Source organism: Rhodococcus sp. C3V (assembly GCF_029269915.1).
GTDB classification, from domain to species: Bacteria; Actinomycetota; Actinomycetes; order Mycobacteriales; family Mycobacteriaceae; genus Rhodococcus_F; species Rhodococcus_F qingshengii.
In genome coordinates this window covers 103237-118749 of record NZ_JARJBE010000015.1, presented here as the reverse complement: position 1 = coordinate 118749, position 15513 = coordinate 103237, and the positions used below count along the sequence as shown (strand labels likewise).

Annotated in this window: 9 protein-coding genes; 4 read left to right on the top strand and 5 right to left on the bottom strand. The window is 63.1% G+C overall.

The window, feature by feature from the left end; genetic code table 11:
* The first annotated feature begins 194 nt into the window (after positions 1-194).
* Positions 195-605 (top strand): VOC family protein, encoded by a 411-nt coding sequence (locus P3G66_RS28240; RefSeq protein ID WP_042923411.1) that lies wholly within the window; start codon positions 195-197, stop codon positions 603-605.
* Positions 606-697: 92 nt separating this feature from the next.
* Here P3G66_RS28240 and P3G66_RS28235 read toward each other — a convergent pair whose 3' ends face one another.
* Positions 698-1672 carry a sigma-70 family RNA polymerase sigma factor gene (locus P3G66_RS28235; RefSeq protein ID WP_003945115.1) on the bottom strand — a complete coding sequence of 325 codons (975 nt, stop codon included), beginning with the start codon at positions 1670-1672 and terminating at the stop codon, positions 698-700.
* A 53-nt stretch (positions 1673-1725) separates the two neighbouring features.
* Positions 1726-2457: a GNAT family N-acetyltransferase gene (locus P3G66_RS28230; protein WP_276117415.1), complete on the bottom strand. Its 732-nt coding sequence runs from the start codon at positions 2455-2457 to the stop codon at positions 1726-1728.
* A gap of 215 nt (positions 2458-2672) precedes the next feature.
* On the opposite strand from P3G66_RS28230, the gene P3G66_RS28225 reads away from it, so the two are divergent.
* Positions 2673-3446 (top strand): hypothetical protein, encoded by a 774-nt coding sequence (locus tag P3G66_RS28225; protein ID WP_225320093.1) that lies wholly within the window; start codon positions 2673-2675, stop codon positions 3444-3446.
* A gap of 542 nt (positions 3447-3988) precedes the next feature.
* On the top strand, positions 3989-9472 hold the full coding sequence (locus P3G66_RS28220) for a carboxyl transferase domain-containing protein (RefSeq protein ID WP_276117417.1): 5484 nt from the start codon (positions 3989-3991) through the stop codon (positions 9470-9472).
* Between the two features lie 87 nt (positions 9473-9559).
* Here P3G66_RS28220 and P3G66_RS28215 read toward each other — a convergent pair whose 3' ends face one another.
* Genes P3G66_RS28215 through P3G66_RS28205 form a run of 3 tightly spaced genes read right to left on the bottom strand, consistent with a single transcriptional unit; the run spans position 9560 to position 14381 of the window.
* Positions 9560-9841 carry a hypothetical protein gene (locus P3G66_RS28215; protein WP_030536904.1) on the bottom strand — a complete coding sequence of 94 codons (282 nt, stop codon included), beginning with the start codon at positions 9839-9841 and terminating at the stop codon, positions 9560-9562.
* 11 nt (positions 9842-9852) lie between these two features.
* The gene (locus tag P3G66_RS28210; protein ID WP_276117414.1) at positions 9853-13956 is read right to left on the bottom strand and encodes a cation-translocating P-type ATPase; all 4104 of its coding nucleotides are present in this window, start codon (positions 13954-13956) and stop codon (positions 9853-9855) included.
* A complete protein-coding gene (locus P3G66_RS28205; protein WP_030536906.1) occupies positions 13956-14381 on the bottom strand; it encodes a hypothetical protein in 426 nt (141 codons plus the stop codon). Before P3G66_RS28205 ends, P3G66_RS28210 begins: the two co-directional genes overlap by 1 nt.
* Before the next feature lie 183 nt (positions 14382-14564).
* On the opposite strand from P3G66_RS28205, the gene P3G66_RS28200 reads away from it, so the two are divergent.
* Positions 14565-15512 carry an aldo/keto reductase gene (locus P3G66_RS28200; protein WP_007732210.1) on the top strand — a complete coding sequence of 316 codons (948 nt, stop codon included), beginning with the start codon at positions 14565-14567 and terminating at the stop codon, positions 15510-15512.
* Position 15513 lies beyond the last annotated feature (1 nt).

The window sequence follows — 15513 nt, the reverse complement described above, 5'->3', positions numbered from 1 at the left end:
TGGACAAAGTTACGCGAAGATCAACACAACACCAAATCGCCAGGTCAGAGCACTGACGCCGGTTAACAGGCGATACTTTTCTCGAATTTTTACTTCTCGCGATGACTTTCTGCGCCCACTGCGGTCTGTATGAGCAGGAACCAACAGGAACCGAAGCGTTCAGTAATCAGTCAACCGAGTTCAAGGAGCACCCAATGTCTCGTCTTCTCTTCGTCAACATGCCGGTCAAGGACGTCGTCGCTACCCGTGCATTCTTCAGTGGCCTCGGCTTCGAGTTCAACGACATGTTCAGTGACGAGAACACTGTCTCGATGATCGTCAGCGATTCCGCCACCGTCATGTTCCTGAACGAACCGCGTTTCGGGGACTTCATCGCCGACGACATCTGCGACACGTCGAAAGCTCGTGAAGCACTGATGTGTGTGTCGGCCGACAGCAGGGAGGAAGTCGACACCTTCGTCGACGCGGCGATTGCTGCCGGCGGCAGCAAGTGGATGGAGCCCCAGGATCACGGCTTCATGTACGGACGCGCATTCCGCGACCTCGACAATCACGTCTGGGAGGTCATGTGGATGGACCCGGCTGCGACTGTTCCCCAGCAGTAACGCACAGCAACAGCAGTAACGAGCAGTCGCGCGGGTCCCTCCATACTGGGGGGGCTCGCGCAACTCCTTGCCCCTACAACTCGGCAGGGCCCCTACAGCTCGGCAGGCAATCCGAACCGTGCGAACAGACTCAGATCGAAGAAACACGTCACGTGCGAGATCCCGGACTCGGTGACATCGAGAACGTGCAACTGGAAAGCGCGGTGAACACCATCGGGCTCGCGCATGTAGAGGCCGAACGCCGGCTGTCCGTTCGCAGCGGTCGGAAGTAGGCGCATCGCTCCTGGTCCGTCGGCCGGGCATTTGGTTCCGATGAGTTGCCCGATTGCCTCGGGGCCCTGGTACCAACCCTCGAACGGAGGCATCTCCCAGATGGCTTCGCGCGTGAACAGTTCGACGATGGCCTCGACGTCGTAGCTCTCGAAGCTGTGCACGTAGTCGCGAAGCAACTTCCGGGCAGCCTCGGTAGTCGGTTCCACGAGATCGTCCTCGGTGGGTCCGATGTGATTGATCTGCGCGCGAGCCCGCTGCAGCAGGCTGTTTACCGCAGTGGTTGTGGTGTCCAGCGCCTCCGCAACTTCCGACGCCTTCCACTGGAGAACGTCACGTAGAACCAGAACCGCACGTTGGCGCGCGGACAAGTGCTGCAAAGCGGCAACAAGGGCGAGCCTGACCGAATCGCGATTGACGACCATGACGGCCGGATCATTGACGTCGCCCAACGCAGAATCGGCAATCGGTTCCAACCAGGCAATCTCGTTGCGCTCGATCAAATCGTCGGCCGGGTCCGAACTAGGTGCGCCGAGGCCGGTCGGGAGGGGACGCCTCGATCTCCCCTCCAGCGCGGTCAGGCAGGTATTCGTCGCGATGCGGTAGAGCCAGGTCCTGAGAGATGACTGGCCCTTGTAACCGTCGAACCCGCGCCAAGCCCGGATGAACGTCTCCTGGACCTGGTCTTCGGCGTCGTGAATCGACCCCATCATGCGATAGCAGTGCGCCAGCAACTCGCGGCGGTACGGATCGGCAAGAGTGAGGAAATCACTGTCCAACGCCTGATCGACTGTCATTTGTTCAGACTAGTGGCCGAGCGCCCGAAACACAGGCGTCGGCGAGAATTCGATCAGGCAGGCGCCTGCACCGCAGTCAACCTGGATCTCTTCCGGAGAACGAACCCCAGTGATTCGTAGAGTCTGATCGCATTCGTATTCGATTGCGCTGCATGGAGAAATGGCAGCTCGCCGCGCTCGCGAATCCCGGCAGCGACGGCACGGATCAGCGTCGTACCCAGGCCTCGACCCCGAAAGTCGCTGTCAGTGCACACCGCACTGATTTCCGTCCATCCCGGAGGGTGCAACCGCTCCCCCGCCATGGCAACAAGTCTTCCGTCGACGCGAATGCCGTAGTAACTGCCCATCTCGACGGTACGAGGAAGAAACGGTCCTGGCTTGGTGCGCTCGATCAATGCCAGAATTTCGGGAACGTCGCCCGTTCCGAGAAGTTCGACCGACGGATCAACGGAGACTTCGAGTGCGGATCCGTCCATCTGCACCGAGCCGAACTGATCCACAATGCGCCACCCTTCCGGCGGGCGGTGATCAAATCCTCGCAAACCTACTGTGCCGCCAGGACCTACGAGTGTGAGTAGGTTCTCCCAGTCCTCGGCGTCCAACTCGGGCGGATGACCGACAAACGGCGCGACCGTCGGGTCGTATCGCGCAACTCTCCCTGCCCAGCGAGCGAATTGCGCATGATGTCCGCGAAGTCCTTGTCGCACAGGATCGTCCAGCGGATGGGTGTCGACATCCGTGTCAACTGTCTCGACAAACGACGCCAGGGTCGCCTCCGTGGTCATCGAACCTCTTCCTGCCCTATTTGCCTGTGATGGAGGCGGACGAACCTCCCCGCCCACCTCTATGACAACGCTAGGAACACTTGCTGTCGTAGTCGCCGGATAGAATCAAGATGATTCTGACCTCGACCTGTATTTCCGGCGTCAATCAGGGCTCGATTGCAGATCTGCACCAGGACATTCGTCGCGACGCCTCACCAACCGGAAGGCTATTTGGCATGAGCAACTCCGACCCGATCAGGTCTGCATTCGACCAGTTGCCCCTGAAGGAGATGGACGCTGCAACGCTGGTCTTCGCCATCGAGAGCGCCGTCGACGAGCTGGCGATCTCGGGTGAAACCCTACGGCTCGCCATGGAGGTCGCGACCCTTGCGCACCTCGATCAGTTCAGAAAGAACGGGATCAAGTCCGACGAGGATCCCTACATCGTTCATCCCCTACGAAATGTATTGCGGCTGCTTCGGTACGGGTGCTCCGATGTCGAGATCCTGAGCGCAACCGCGCTTCACGACACGGTCGAGGACCGACCACACGCCGTCATCGCGCTCCTCGGTGGCCAGACTGCAGACGACATGTCCGCATCCGAAGCGCAGGAACGTGCGTCAACACTCATCGCCTCGCGCTTCGGCCACAGAATCTCCGAACTTGTTGAGGCAGTGACCAATCCAATCGACTACCCATGCGACAACACCACCGCCGGATATCAGGATCACGTCATCCGCGCGATAGCGGATCCCGCAGTGTTCCTCGTGAAGTTCAGTGACTTCGTCGACAACGCGGGAAGCGTGAAGTACCTGAGCGAGACCGACAGGCTGAGACTGGTCACGAAATACGAACCACTCGTGGAGCACTTCAAGCGGACTTCACTTGCTCTCGGCAACGGATTGCACCTCCCTCCCTCAGGACTCGACGCGATCGCAAAGCACATCGCAACCATCGAAGGCGATTTCTCGAATACGGTCCGACCGGACATAAAAAATACTCGCCAGTAGTACCGATCAGTAATAATCGAGCAACCCAGAGAATTCTCCGAATATGCGATTTTGTTACCAGTGAGTATTCACTTTCTTGCCGATTTCATTACCATCGTGATCCGTGTCACAAGTCCGAATTCGATTGCACCGCAATGATTTAACGCCATATGTGTAACCGTGGTTCACGTTGACTAATATTCTTCAATTCGCCCAGGTGACATGAGCGTCGACATACTGCATTCTTAGATAAACCAGGGATTCCCTGGAAGCAGACACAATATGTTGCTGATTCGTGATTGGAGCGGTTCTGAGTCCACGCCTGCAGGGTGGCGCACAAGGCACACAGTGCCTCAGCGCACACAGCGCTTCGGTGCACACAGTGCTTCAGCGCAGGGGACTCGACGAACCGGAAGGGCAATCACTTGCCGACGCGCAACCGGGGGAAACACAGCGCATCGCGGCGTAGTTCACGAACCGGGGAATCCGGGTACGTGGGACACGGTCGGCTCATATCGCAACGTACGTGACGAAGAATCTCATCAAGGACGGTGGCAGTGACAATGTTCAAACGAATCGCAGTGGTCAATCGAGGTGAGGCCGCGGTCCGGCTGATCAGGGCTGTACGCGAACTGAACGCCGAACACGACTACGGCATTCGCGTCATTGCGCTGCACACCGAGGCCGAGCGCCGCGCCATGTTCGTCCGCCAGGCCGATGAGGGCGTGACCCTGCGCAGCACCGGCACCGGTAGCCCGTACCTCGACTACGCCGAACTCGAGCGAGCACTGCTCGCAGCCAAGGCCGACGCAGTCTGGGTCGGCTGGGGCTTCGTGGCCGAGGATCCCGCCTTCGCGGAGATCGTCGCGAAACTGGGCATCACGTTCATCGGCCCGAGCGCCGACGCGATGCGCCTGCTCGGCGACAAGGTTGCCGCCAAGATCCTGGCCGAGAAGGTCGGCGTACCGGTCGCCCCGTGGAGCGGCGGACCGGTCGAAACGTGCGCCGACGCTCGTCGTCATGCTCAGTCCATCGGATATCCCCTGATCATCAAGGCCCGAAGCGGCGGCGGCGGACGCGGTATCCGCAAGGTCTGGGCCGAAGACGAACTCGAAGTTGCACTCGAGCGCACGCAGGGCGAAGCAGAGCGGTCCTTCGGCGACCCCGTCGTCTTCCTCGAACGCCTTGTCACCGATGCACGCCACGTCGAGGTACAGGTCATCGCCGACAACCACGGCAATGTCTGGGCTCCGGGCGTTCGCGACTGCTCGATTCAGCGTCGCAACCAGAAGGTCATCGAAGAATCCGCCTCCCCCGTCCTGACCGAAGAACAGTCGGACCACCTCAAGAAGGTGTCCGCCGAACTGGTCAAGGCAGCCGGATACCAGGGCGCAGGCACGGTCGAATACCTCTACCAGCCCGAGAACAAGCTCTTCACGTTCCTCGAGGTCAACACCCGCCTGCAGGTCGAGCACCCGATCACCGAGGTCACCACCGGAATCGACCTCGTCAAGCTGCAGATTCTGGTCGCCAGTGGTGACGAATTGGTCGGTGACTGCCCGCCCGCATTCGGCCACGCCGTCGAAGCCCGCCTCAACGCCGAAGACGCCGACAACGATTTCGCGCCGGCACCCGGCACCGTTCAGCTCCTCAAGTTCCCGCTCGGCTCCGGCATCCGGGTCGACACCGGCATCGCTGCCGGGGACGTCATTCCGCCCGACTACGACTCGATGGTCGCGAAGGTCATCGCGTGGGGCCGCAACCGCTCCGAGGCACTTGCGCGTCTGCGCACTGCCCTTCGTGAAACCACTGTCGTACTCGACGGCGGCACTACCACCAAGTCGTTCCTCCTCGATCTACTCGATCGCGACGAGGTCATCTCGGCATCCGCGGATACCGGCTGGCTCGACCGCACGGGCGCCCTCACCGGCACCACTCGCCGCGCGGACGTCGCGCTGATCGCCACCGCCATCGATGCTTACGACGCCGAGGAGTCCCTCGAGCGTGCGGCCTTCCTCGCCTCGGCACGCGGCGGCCGTCCCCGCGCCAACCACGCGATCGGCCGTACCGTCGAGCTCAACTACCAAGGTCAGGCATACAAACTGACCGTCGGGCGTATCGGCCCGCACCGCTACCGCGTCGACGGAGACGCCGGCGACATCGAGGTCGACGTCGATCGTCTCGGCGACTTCGAGTCACGGCTGGTGATCGGTGATCGGCGCTTCCACGTCGTTTCCGTCGTGAGCCCGGCTCGCTATCTCGTCGAGGTCGACGGCATCAGCCACCAGATCAGCCAGGACGACGCCGGAGTGGTCCGCGCGCCGGCTCCCGCCGTAGTGGTAGCAGTACCGGTCGCGGTCGGCGACGACGTCGAAGCCGGATCCACTCTGGTCGTGCTCGAATCCATGAAGATGGAGACCGCGGTTCGCGCTCCGTACGCGGGCAAAGTGCGTGAGGTTCTCGCTACCGTCAACTCCCAGGTCGATGCCGGCGCACCGCTCCTGCGCGTCGATCAGGTCAGTGAGGAAGCTGTCACGGAGAAGGCTCCGCGAGTCCAATTCGATCTTCCCGCAGCAACTTCCGGATCCGATACCCGCGCAGATGCATTGGCACAGCTGGAAGCACTGACCGCGATGATCAGTGGCTACGACGTCAGCGGCAAGCACGCAAACGCTGTTCTGGCCGAATACGACGCACTTCGCAGCGCACTCGAATCCGAGGACCGCGAACTGGTCCAGGCAGAACTGGCTGTGCTGACCACCTTCGCCGACATCTGCGAACTCTCGCGCAACAAGCCCACCTCGGGCGAGTCCGCGAAGGACGAGTCCGTCCACAGCCCCCGCGAGCACTTCCACACCTTCCTGCACTCACTCGACTCCGAGCGCGAAGGTTTGCCGGCGTCGTTCCGCACGAGACTCGAACGGGCACTTCGCCACTACGACGTCACCGATCTGGAAGATCGCCAGGCCGTCGAGGAAGCGGTGTACCGACTCTTCCTGGCTCTGCAGCGCATGGAAGCCCAGATCCCGGTCATTGCAGCACTTCTCGAAGGCTGGCTCGTCGGCGACAAGGCTCCCGGTTGCTCGGCGCAGGAGCTCAACGAGGTTCTCGATCGACTCATCGTCGCGACGCAGGTCCGCTACCCCGTCATCGGCGACGTCGCCCGCAACCTTCGCTTCCGGTTCTTCGACGAGCCGCGCATCCGCAAGGTTCGCGAAGACGTCTACGACGGAGTACGCGGCAACCTCGCCTACCTCGAAGAGCAGCCGGACGCTGCAGATTTCGACGAGCGAATCGCCAATCTCGTCGCCACTCCCGAACCGCTCCTGGACCTGTTGGGTCGAAAGATCGGCCTCGGCAACCGCGATGGCGGCCCTCTGCTCGAGGTCATCACGCGTCGCTACTACAAGATTCACTCGTTCGAAGACGTCCGCGTTTTCGAGCACGTCGACCGCCGTTTCGTAACCGGCAACTTCGACCTCAAGGGCGACGGGCTGCATCTGGTCTCGACGGTGGCCGAATTCGACGCTCTCGGTACGGCTCTCGACGATGTCGCCACGATCGCGCAGGATGCTCCATCCGGTCGCGGGCTGGTAGTCGACATCTACCTCGACTGGCCTGATCAGCCCGCCGACGGCGACGTGCTCGTCGAGACGCTGCGCACCGAACTCTCGCGCAACGAGACGATCACACGGTCTCGCCGCGCGACGGTGATCATCTGCAACCCGAATGGGGATCCGGTCCGGTGGGTCACCTTCCGCCCCGTCGACGGCGAACTGGTCGAGGACCACATCATCCGCGACATGCATCCGCTCACGGGTCAGCGTCTGGACATGTGGCGCCTGAAGAACTTCAACGGAAAGCGCCTCCCGGCTCCGGAGAACACCTACCTGTTCCACCTCTCGGCCAAGGAGAATCCGAAGGACGAGCGCCTGATCGCTCTGGCCGAAATCCGCGACGTGACACCGCAACTCGACGACGAAGGTCAGATGGTTGCACTCCCGGCCATCGAGCGCACGCTCGCTGCCTGCCTCGACGGTATCCGTCGTGCGCAGTCCCAGCGCGGCGACAAGCGTCGACTCGCAGCCAACCGCGTCGTGCTCTACGTGTGGCCGGTCGCCGACGTTCCCAGCGAGCGGTTCTCGGTGATCGCTCAGAACGCAGCCCGACTGACCGTCGGCGCCGGGCTCGAAGAGATCACGCTCATCACTCGGCTGAAGGACCGAAAGGGCGGCGCGCCCAAGGAAGTTGCGCTGCGATTCTCCTACCGCGCGGGTGCCGGTGTGGTCATCAACAAGACCACACCTCCCACCGAACCGCTGCTCCCCCTCGACGCGTACGCCCAGAAGGTCCAGAGTTCGCGGGCACGCGGAACTGTGTACCCGTACGAGCTGATTCCACTCCTGACCGGCACCAAGGGCACCTTCGTCGAGCACGACTTCGACGAAGCGGGCGTCCTGTCACCTGTCGAGCGTCCGTACGGTCTCAACAAGGCCGGCATCGTCGTCGGCCTCGTGAACACGCCGACGCCGCGCTATCCCGAGGGAATGACCCGTGTCGCGCTCTTCGGTGACCCCACCAAGGCGCTCGGTACCGTCGCCGAGGCCGAATGCTCACGCGTCGTCGCTGCCATCGACCTGGCCGAGAAGTTGAACGCTCCGGTCGAGTGGTTCGCACTGTCCTCCGGTGCCACCATCTCGATGGAGAGCGGCACCGAGAACATGGACTGGGTCTCCCGCGGTCTGCGCCGGATCATCACCTTCACCCAGAACGGCGGCGAGATCAACATCGTCGTCACGGGCATCAACGTCGGCGCTCAGCCCTACTGGAACGCCGAAGCCACCATGTTGATGCACACCAAGGGCATTCTGGTGATGACCCCGGACAGCGCGATGGTGCTGACCGGCAAGCAGTCTCTCGACTACTCCGGTGGTGTGTCGGCCGAGGACAACTTCGGTATCGGTGGTTACGACCGCGTCATGGGCCCCAACGGCCAGGCGCAGTACTGGGCCCCCGACCTCACTGCGGCGTGCGAGATCCTGTTCCGTCACTACGCACACTCGTACCTCGCTCCCGGCGAACGGTTCCCGCGCCGCGCAGCGACGACGGACCCCGTCGATCGCGACGTGCGTAGTTTCCCGCACACCCACCCGTCGAGCGACTTCGAGACGGTCGGCGACATCTTCTCCTCGGCGAAGAACCCGGATCGCAAGAAGCCCTTCGACATTCGCACCGTAATGCGTTCGGTGGTCGACCAGGACCACTCTGTTCTCGAGCGTTGGGCCGACATGGCCGGCGCCGACACCTCGGTCGTTCTGGACGCGCACCTCGCCGGACATCCGGTCACAGTGGTGGGCATCGAATCCCGCGCGATCCCACGTAAGGGGCACTTCCCCGCCGACGGTCCCGACACCTGGACGTCGGGAACGCTGTTCCCGAACTCGTCGAAGAAGACTGCCCGCGCGATCAATGCTGCGAGCGGCAACCGTCCGATCGTGGTGCTGGCCAACCTGTCCGGCTTCGACGGTTCCCCGGAGTCGCTGCGCAACATCCAGCTCGAGTACGGCGCCGAGATCGGCCGCGCCATCGTCAACTTCGACGGACCGATCGTGTTCTGCGTCGTCTCCCGCTACCACGGCGGCGCGTTCGTCGTGTTCTCCGGTGCGCTCAACGACAACATGGAAGTTCTTGCTGTCGAAGGCTCGTTCGCGTCGGTACTCGGCGGCGCCCCCGCCGCCGCAGTGGTCTTCACCCGTGAGGTGAACACCCGCACCAACAACGACCCGAAGGTGCAGCAACTGGAGGCAGACTTGGCAGCAGCCAAGGATGACACGGAGAAAGCACATCTGCGCGTAGAACTGAACGCTCAGCGCATCGCCGTCCGCTCCGACAAGCTCGGCGAAGTGGCATCCGAATTCGAAGCGATCCACAACATCCAGCGGGCCCGAGAGGTCGGCTCGGTGGATGAGATCGTCCCTGCCGCAGAACTGCGTCCGCAGATCATCGCAGCAGTCGAACGCGGCATGAAGCGCGCACTCGCGCAGTAAGTTTCTCCGCACGTCGAGCGGTCCCGCGAAATGCGGGGCCGCTCGATTTGTGTCCAGGCCTCGATTTGTGTCCAGGCAGCGCCTGCGTCAGACGCCCTCGAGCGCCTCTCCGATCTCTTCGAGGACGTGATTGTGCTGCTCTGTTGCGAGCAGATGCCCCGCTGCAATGGTGACTGCCACGGGCCACTCGATGATCTCGAAGGCGACCATCAGTCCCATCACCGCAAAGTAGGCGATCTGCTCGGGTCTCGGAACAGGGATGGCACCGACGATCGGTAGCTCCAACTCGAAGCTCCGTGCCGAACGGACGGATTCGACTACCGCGCGGTGATCGACGGGGTTCGTGTGGTCGACGGTGTTCTGGGACATGTCACGATTCCTCAGGATTCATCTCGGGTCGCCCGGGAGTTCGGCGACGTGTCACTTCCAGCAGCGACGCTCACAAGCGTGTCCGATTCACCGGTTTCCGCTTCTTTGATTTCCACGTCGCTGATTTCCACGCTGTCGCGAGCGCTGACTCCCCCGGTTCGGGAGGTGTACGCAGTGCTCGTTCGCGTCGGGATCTTGCGAATCGTCGACTGACCGTTCGCGTTCTCCTCAGTTGCCGCAATCCGCTCCAACACCCGCGGAGCCAGCGCCGCGAGCAGCGTCGCCGCCGACGCGCAGCCCACCGCTTGGCCCCAGGCGATGGGACCGAGCGGCGTGCAACCGAGAAATTGGCTCACCACGGGTGTGCTGACGAGCGTCGCCAGCGCCGCAGCGGATCCGGCAACGGTTGCGACCACCAGCGGACTGCGTGATTCGAGCAGCGTCTGCCCCAGTTGGGTGCCCACCAGGGCAACCAACGCCACCGTCGACGCTCGCCGCCTCCTACCGCTCGCCCGGGCCAGAAGCCACGCTGCCAGCGCACCGATTGCCGTGGCACCGCCGCGGACAGCGATCGTCTGCCACAACGCATGAGCGTCCATCTGTTCGGACTTCTCGGATCCGTTCTCGGACGGGGTGCTCACCGCAAGCGCGGCAGCGGGCAAGGCGTCCGTCATCAGATTGACCAGTAGCAACTGCCTTGCGTTGAGCGGTGATTCGCCGGACAACGCAGAACCGATCAGCGCGAATGCGACTTCACCCGCGTTGCCTCCGAGCAAAACCCCTACCGCTGATCTGACCCGCCGCCACAATTGACTGCCCTCGTCCAATGCGTCGGTCAGTCCGCCGACACGGCCGTCGAGGAGCACGATGTCTGCGGCGCCGCGCGCCGGATCACTGTCGGTCGACGCCACCCCGATTCCCACGCTGGAAACTCGGATCGCCGCAGCATCGTTCGCGCCGTCACCGACCATGACGCACACCCGCCCGTCGGTCTCCAACGCTTGCACGATCTCGACCTTCTGCTCGGGTGTCACGCGCGCAAAGACGCTGCTGCCGCGGACCGCATCCCGTCTTTCGGCGCGAGAGAAGTTCTCCCAGTCAGGACCGGTGACAACATCCTCGCGTGCGACGTCCAACCCCAGTTCGGTGGCGACCGCGGCCGCTGTTGTCGGATGATCCCCGGTCAGCACGCGCACTTGCCGTCCGTCGCCTCGAAGTTCTCGAACAAGTTGCGTTGCTTCGGGTCTGAGCGTGTCCGAGAGTCCGAGAAGGCCGACCGCTTCCAACCCCTCGGAGCAACACTGTTCGAGAAATTGCGAGTCTTCGCCTGCGCGTCGCGCGTCGTGTTCCGACAACTCGCGCTGGGCGACGGCAACCACCCGCAGTCCGCGTCCGGCCATGCTTTGAACGTGCTTCGCCGACACAGCATTCGGATCTCGTCCTGCTTCGGTCACGAATTCCGGCGAACCTTTGAGTGCGATCCGCCTGCCGAGCAAAGCTGCCGAGTACGGCCGCCCCGACCTGAACGGAACGAGGTTGTTCGCCTCGACGTCACCGAAAACCGAAGCATCGTCCAGAGCTTGCTGGGCCGCATCGACGACGGCAGCATCCGTCGAATGAAACACGCGATCGTCGCGACTTCCCAAGGCACTGCGCGCCGCAACTTCCAGAATCTCGCTTTCGTCCCAGCCGTCGACGCGTTCGACCGCGGCCACCCGTAGCTTGTTCTCGCTGAGGGTTCCGGTCTTGTCGAAGCAGACCACGTCGACACGACCGAGCGCTTCTATCGATCGTGGCGCACGAACCAACACTCCTGCTGCAGTGAGCCTTCGCGCTGCGGCCTGCTGAGCCAGAGTGGCAACCAGAGGCAGCCCCTCCGGCACGGCAGCCACAGCCACGGCCACACCTCCGGTGACGGCGCGGCGCAGACCGGTACCACGAAGCAGACCCGCGACTGTCACCAACGCCCCACCGCCGATACTGGCCGGCAGGGTCGCCCTCGTGAGTTCGCGAAGTCTGTTGGTCAGGCCCACAGCAGGTCCGGATCGGGACACACCGACATCGGCACGCCTGGTCACCGTTCGGGCTCCGATGGCCGTGACCACGCCACGACCGGATCCGGCAAGCACTGTTGTCCCTGCGTAGGCCATGCACCGTCGCTCGGCCAGTGGCATCCCAGGGGTCGGGTCGGTCTGCTTGTCGACGGGCAGGGACTCTCCCGTCAACGACGACTCGTCGACTTCCAATGATTCGACGCTCAACAGGCGACAATCTGCGGGCACGATGTCCCCGGACTCGATTGCCACGACGTCACCGAGTTCGAGCGCGTCGGCCGCTGTCTCGACCGTGCCGTCGTTGGTTACTCGCCGAGCTACCGGTTCCTGAGTCCGCAAGAGCCGCTGCACCGCCCGCTCCGAATGAAGCCGTTGAACAGCGGACATCGCGGCATTGCCGACCAAGACCGAGCCGACCAGGACGGCGTCTACCGGTGAACCGAGGACTGCACTGGCAGCGGAGCCGGTCGCCAACACAGGCGTCAGTGGATCCGCCAATTCTGTTCGCAACGCCGACAATCCGTCACGGATCAACCTGAACCGTGCGGGCGCTCGCACACGAGCTTCCGCACGGTGCGGTGTATGTCGGATGGATTCGGATAGTTCGCGAACGACAGCATCACCGTCCATCTCATGCCAGGTATCGCTCGGAGTACCGACAGGGACGGGCGCTTGAATCACAGATCGGGACAGGGTGTATCCGGTCCACAGTCCCGCGGCCGAACCAGCCGTGACCGGCCCCGGCCCTGCCCCTCGAACTCCCGGAAGCATGATCAAGGCACCCAATGCCGAAGAACCTGAGGAGAGTTCGACACCGCGCCTCGTCGCTGTTCGAGCAGCCGGGAGCGCATGGACAACCCGCCACGCCCCGGCCAAGTCGGTGTGGATGTCGGCACTCACGTGCTCGCCACTCGGTGGTGAAATCCCGATGCGTAGCACTGCCTGCCCCGCTATCGCCCTACTCGACACGATCGCAACTGTCCGACCCTCGGCCACCAACGCCGAGAGAGCCTCGCGCAGGCCGGCTTCGGCAGTCGATTGCGCCGGATAGAGCTCGTCGAATCCACTTCGCAGTGATCCGAGCCCGTCGTCGTCGATCGTGACGGCTGCGACCCCGGCCGCACGTATTTCGCCTATCAGTGTTTCCGCCAGACCTTTTCGCACGGGTCGCACGACCACTTCGGCGCCGCCGATGCGGTGCCTTCCCACTCCGACAGTTCCGTCGTTCAGAGCTTTCCTGGCTTGTTCCCACACTGCGACGCGATCCGACTCGGCCACCTCTCGTATGTCGGAAACCCGGAGCGAGTCGTCGAAGAGGACGCTCGGATCGACGAGGACGGTGTCAATACGATCGAGCATGCGTAGAGCCGCAGAGTCCAAAACGGCGGTGTGGTGCGTCCGACACAGACCGTATGACACACCAGCAGCGAATGATTCGCGCGACATCCGAAGCGGCCGCGGCGCCGAAACCTTGATACTCGTCGCGACGGTGTCACCGCCGGCGGACACGGTAGCCAGTGCAGCCCCGGCCGCCAGCTGAACCCCAGCGATCCTGTCGGCATAACGCTCCCCCGGACCACTCGGGTCAGGCCTCGTGGAAGCACCGCGACCGCCAGGTTCGAATGACCACACCCGCCGAGAGTTTCGCGCCGCCAGAGTTTCGCGCAGCAGCATCGTCCGCAGCCCGAAATCCACGCCCAATGACGCAGGCGCATAGGTCAGAACATCCGCGAACGACGTCGCCGACTCCAATGCGAAGTCGGTGAGCGAACGGCCAAGGCGCTGTTCGATTCGCCGACGCACCCGGGGTTGATAATTGATCGCCGACGCGGCCGCCGAGACATAGGCGGAACCTGGGATTCGCGGGGCACCGAATATCGATCCCGCTGCTGCAGGAATCATCCCCACACCCGCCAACGCGAGGGTGCCGGTCCGCAACGCCACGTCACTGACAGCGGTTCGCGGAATCGTCGAACCGCCCACCAACGCGAGTCCCGACAACGCCAGGCGCGGCGGCAAAGTTGCCACCGACACCGCACGCCGGGCCATCGCTGAGAACATCAGTGAGTGGATCGAGTGTGCGAAGAACTGTGAGTTCGATCCTGTGACCGGCCGGCCGCCTTGTGGGAGTTTCCGCTCGATTCCTTCTTTACCTGTTCCGGCTTGCTCGTGCGGCCAACCGCCTTGACCTGGCGATCCGGCCGACCGCTCTTGCGATCCCATTCGTGGAGTACCAGGGCCGTGCCGCCGACTGCCAAGAGCACCGGCCATTCCACCAATCCCGCCGCACCCACGGCCGCCATCGTGAGAACCGCCGTCGGCGTCGAGGAACTACCCGCACGAATTCCGTCTCGGACACCCTCCGCCGATCCACGTATCCCGCCCGTCACTCCACCGATCACTCCACCGCCGACGGCTCCGGCCACCGTCGTCGTTGCGTCTGCCACACCACGAACGACGCGGGTGGCTTCGTCCACAATCATCATCGGACGCTCCTATCAGCAGTCCATCGAAGAATTCAGTATTTGAGGCCATACCCAACACGGACGGCGGCAATCACGATCCGATACATTTTTCGGCGAACCTGGCGAGGGCGCGCCATCGCCAGCGCCGTGAGAGGGTACGGTGCGGGATGCAGCGACCACCTTCATCGACGGGAGTTCCACACAGTGGCGATCATCGGAAATTCGGATCTCGACATCTTCCGACTCAGCTTGGGCGGCAACCCTTTCGGATGGACCGCGGACGAGAAGACGTCCTTCGAGATCCTCGACTCGTTCGCCGAAGCCGGTGCAAATTTCATCGACACCTCCGACTCGTACACGGCGTCGGCTCCCGGCAATTCCGGTGGGGAATCCGAAACGATCATCGGGAAATGGATCACCGATCGGGGACTGCAGAACGACATCGTCGTCGCCACCAAGGTGGGTAGCCATCCCGATTTCAAGGGCCTGAAGGCCGACAACATCGCGGCCGCAGCTGAGGCGTCGCTGCAGCGCCTGCAGACGGACTGCATCGATCTGTACTACGCGCATTTCGACGACCCGCAGACTCCGCTCGAGGAAACTCTCGAAGCCTTCAATGCGTTGGTCGTCGCGGGCAAGGTTCGCTATCTCGGAATCTCCAACTACAGCCCCGATCGCGTCCGGGAGTGGCTGCGAATCACCGAAGAGAACGGTTACGCCGCGCCGATCGCCCTGCAACCGCACTACAACCTGGTTCACCGCAAGTCGTACGAACCCGAACTTGCCCAGATCGCCACTGACAACAACATCAGCGTCTTCCCGTACTTCGCTCTCGCTTCCGGCTTCCTGACCGGAAAATACAAGACCCGCGCGGATATCGAAGGCAGCTCCCGCGAACGACTGACCGCCGGATACTTCAGCGACGCCGGACTCGACGTCGTCGCGGAACTGGCGACAATCGCGCAGGCACACGACAGCGAGATCTCGACCGTCGCGCTGGCCTGGCTGCTGACTCGACCGGGCATCACCGCACCGATCGCGAGCGTCAGCCGGCCCGAGCAGCTCCCGGCGCTACTGGACGCCCCGAATCTGGTGCTCTCGTCGAACGAACTGGACACTCTCGAACGGGTGTCGGCGGCAGTCGGAGCCTGAG